Source organism: Microbispora sp. ZYX-F-249, from assembly GCF_039649665.1.
Classification (GTDB): domain Bacteria; phylum Actinomycetota; class Actinomycetes; order Streptosporangiales; family Streptosporangiaceae; genus Microbispora; species Microbispora maris.
Genome location: NZ_JBDJAW010000104.1, coordinates 1 through 4,123, shown reverse-complemented (window position 1 = coordinate 4,123; position 4,123 = coordinate 1). Strand labels below are relative to the sequence as shown.

The 4,123-nt window shown below is 68.0% G+C and carries 1 protein-coding gene; it reads right to left on the bottom strand.

Annotation, left to right across the window (positions count from 1 at the left end; all coding sequences use genetic code 11):
• A partial coding sequence (locus AAH991_RS39815; RefSeq protein ID WP_346231139.1) for a SpvB/TcaC N-terminal domain-containing protein occupies positions 1-4,079 on the bottom strand: 4,079 nt, incomplete at its 3' end.
• Positions 4,080-4,123: the final 44 nt, after the last annotated feature.

Below are 4,123 nucleotides of genomic sequence, written 5' to 3'. Positions count from 1 at the left end.
TCCGGCGACTCCTTCGCTGCCGGCGCATTCGAGGCCAGCGGATTCGCGGCGGGAGCGGGAGCGGGGGTGGCACCGGCCGCCGCCGGCTCAGCTGCTTGCGCCGACTGCCCGGCCTTGGCCGCAGCGGACGACTTCGCCGGTGAGGATGCCGGTGGCACCGGCCCCGCGGCTGCAGCCGCCTGCTGACCGCTCCCCCCGCCGCTCAGCCATTCCTCGATCTTGGTGACCTGGTCGGCGACGTCGGTGTAGTACACGGTCTTTCCGCCCACCGGCGGAATCACCTCGTACTTGTCCGCGCCCAAGTAGTTAGTGGTCGTACGGCGCCGCTCGGTGGAGCCGCTCATGTCCACCTGGGCGGTCACCCGGCCCAGCCTGTCGTACTCCTGCTTGGACGACTGCGGGACCGAACCCCACGCGGGGTTCACCAGGCCCGAACCCGGCGTGCCGTTGTTGTGGATCGGGGCGGAGGTCCGCTCGGTCAGCCCGCGCTCGTCGTAGGTGGTGACCTGGACGATCCGGCCACCTGCGGGCGAGGCGCTCTGCACCTCACGCTCGCGGCCGAACCCGTCGCTGTAGGTGTAGGTGGAGACCCACTTGGCGGTGCTGCCGCTTCCGGATTGCAGGCGAGACACCATGGTCCGGGACGGCTCGCTGGCGGTGACGGTGTAGGCGACCTTCGCCGCCGGGGCGGCGCTGGGGTCAGGGGTGGCAGGCCTGGGGGCGTCGGGGGTCCACAGTTGCAGGGTTCGCCCGAGGACGTCGTAGTCGATGTTGACGTTGTTGCTGTTGGCGTCCCGCATGCCCACCGGCTGACCGTTGAACTGGGAGGACCAAGTGGTCACCTGGTGCCCGAGCGGATTGGTGACCGTCACCCCCTCCGACGGCCAGCCGACGGCGGGGTCGTAGGTGGTGGTGGTTTTCTTGATCTCCTCCGGCTTGACCGTGTGGCTGACCGGTTCGGTCGTCGTCAGCGGCCTGCCGTACCCGTCGAAGGTCCACAGGGACCTGAGGTAGTCGGTGTTGGTGGAGTATCCCCGGGCTTCGGTCACGTTGCCGCGGGTGGGAGTGTTGGCCGACGGGTCGCTCGCACTGTCGTAGAGATTGACGGTCCGGCTCAGCAGATCACCGGTGGTGCAGTCGTCACCCGCGTGTCTCTCCTCCGACGCCACGTAGCTCAGCATCCACTTACCGGTGTTGCGGGCATAAGTGATCGCGGTGCAGGTGTTGTCGGACGCGGTGCTGGTATCACCCAGGTCGTTGACCGTGACAGGCAGCCCGTCGGAGTTGTAGGTGGTCTTGGTGTCGGTGTAACGCCAACCGGTGGTGGCCTTCTCCCGGGTCACCGTCCGTGTCCGGTCCACCCGGGAGGGGGCACGCGTGCCCGGGCCGGTGCCGGTCACGGTCACCTTGTACTCATACCGCGTGGAGGAGTTCTCCCCGTTGCCGTCGCGGGTCTGCTCCTGCAGCGGGCGCCCCTTCAGCTCGATGCGATCCCGCACGCTGTTGCCGTCGAAGTCCGTGAGGGACTGGCGGGACATGCCGCGGAAGAACTTGGCCGAGGTCGTGCTGGAGCCGGATCCGCCGCCGACGGTCGTGGTCACCTGCCCGTAGCCGCGCCATTCGGTGTAGTCGTCCCGCATGAACGGGTCGCGCACGGCTAGGGGGTCGTCCGGGATCGCCCAGCCCGGGTCGTCGTCGTAGGAGTAGCTGGTGACCTGGCTGGGTGAGCCGCCCACCATGTCGATGTCGGTGACCGACATCACCAGCCACTTCGCGTAGACCTCACCGTAGTAGTAGCGGCTTCCGTTGACGGTTTCGTAGCGGGTGGTGACGAAGTAGCAGTCGTAGCCGGAGTTGTCCCAGATGTCGGTCGGCGGATACTGCCAGGGGTTCGGGCAGGGGTTGGCCTGGCCGTACTCCACCTCGCTGCGGCCGCCCAGCCCGTTGTTCACCGCGCCGATGCGGGGAAACTCCGCCGAATCCAGTTCGATGCTGACGGCGTTGTCCAGGTAGGTCGCGTCGAAGGTGGTCGGCGGCAGCGCGATCGACGTGCCCTTGCCGCCGGCCAGGCCGACCTGGCGGATGGAGTCCAGCCACAGGACGGGATACTCGTCCGCATTCCAACCATCGCCGGTCAGCCACTGGTACGACAGGTCCCACCGTGTGACGTTCTCATAGTTGGAGGTGCCCGGGATCAGGGTCTGGGTGGTGATCGAGGTCAGCTTCCGGCTGGTGTAGAACCGCGGCCCCGTACCGTACATGCAGTCCGAAGGGTCGCGCCCCTCCTCGCAGTATTCCGGCTCGTCGGTGATACCGCCGGAAGCCCGGCCGGCGGTGGTGAACACGATCCGCGCAGTCGGACTCGAGCCCGCCACGTTTATGTTGTGGCCGTAGCTCACCGTAGACACGTTGACTGCCCTGTCGTACTCCGGATCGCACGTGCTGAAGTAGTCCAGCGCCACCGTGCAGTATTCGTCTTCTTCCTTGTCGTAGGAGTAGTCGATCACGTTGCCGTTCGGGTCGACCTCCCGGTCCAGCATCCAGCGCCAGGTGTCCTGACAGATCTGCTCGACCTCGGACTCGCCGCTGCCCGGCTCAGGGTAGTACTCATAACACGGCTCGCCCTCGTCGTCGCCGATGAACGCCATCGTCAGCGAGGAGTCGGTGTTGTAGCCAAACCGATAGACCGTGCCGTCCTGGGTGGTGATCCGCCACCACGACTGCGAGGACATCGCCTCGATCTTCCAGCCGTAGTCCTCAACCGTGCGCCACTTACCGCTGGAGTCTTGGACGATGTCGGTGGATCGGCCGTCCAGCGACAACGTCAGCTTCGAGGAGGCCTCATCCCCATATGGCGACTGCCAGCACTTGTCCGGCCAGCCGACCTGGGCGGTGTTGTAGCCCATCCGGCCCGACTTCGCATACCCCGAACACGACACGAACGACCGCTCGATGAACCCGGTGTTGAGCTCCCAGCCCATGCCGACCAGGCCGGAGCCATTGTTTGTCTGTGAGGTGAGCGAATCCACCGCCGCCGAGGAGTACTGCAGCGCAAGTTGCGGGGCGTCCCCGGATGGGGCGGGCGGGGCGGAGATCGGGTAGCTGTAGGTGAACGCTCCACCCGACTGGCCCGCCTGCCACGTCCCCGACGGCTTCAACGGCGACGCCGAGAAATCACCCACCAGCGACCCCGACGCCGTCGCCGCAGCAGAAGCCGCCACTGCGTAGACGAATCCACCAGCGGAGATAGCAGCGGTGTCGCCTGCGGCAGCGGCCACGGCCGTGGCGCTCGCCGAAGGCGTGACCTGCGCTCCACTGGCTGCGGCTCCGCCGGTCGCGGCCGTGGAGGTGCCGCCCGCTGCGGGAGCGACCTCGACCTCGGCCGTCAGGCTGCTGGTCTTTACGTCGTTGACCACCGGCAGCACGCGCTGCTGCGCCGCCCGCTGCTTGGCACACTCGGCCATCAACGGCTGCTGCAGCACGCACGCCGGCAACCGCAGCAGCGTCAGCCGGGAGGCGAAGCTACCCCCGCCCGCGCCCCGAAACGACGAGTAATCCACCGTGACCTTCGCCGCCGCAGGGCTCGTACCGCCGTCCGCCCGGGTCAACTGCAGCACCATGCCGACCCCGCCCAGACGGCGGGCCACAGTGTTGTCGAACGTCTTCACCGTCACCGAGGCCGGTGACTCCGTCACCGGCTTCTGCGACGGCTCCACTTTCTGCGCCTTCTCATCCGGCGACGCGGACTCCCCCTTCTTGCTCGCCCGTGAGGGCGACACGCTCGGCGACGGACTCGGCGTGGCGCCGTCTCCCGCGTCCGGCACTGCTACCGTCACCGGCACCCCCGGCACGGCGGCAGGCTTGCCCGCCACCACGTCCACACGTCCCGCCCCGCTCTTCGGCCACACGGGTGCCGACGGTTTCTTCGCCAGGTGCGACGACTCCTCGCCCTTCACACGGGGAGTCGGCACCGCGATCGGACGGCCCTCTACGCTGCGCTCCTGCTGCGCCTGCGTCTCGGTCGCGGCGCTCGCGGGGGTGACGAGCCCATCCGGCACGCCGACCCCGGCGACGAACACACCGAGAACAACAGCAGCCCCCACCCACGCCCGCACAAAACGGC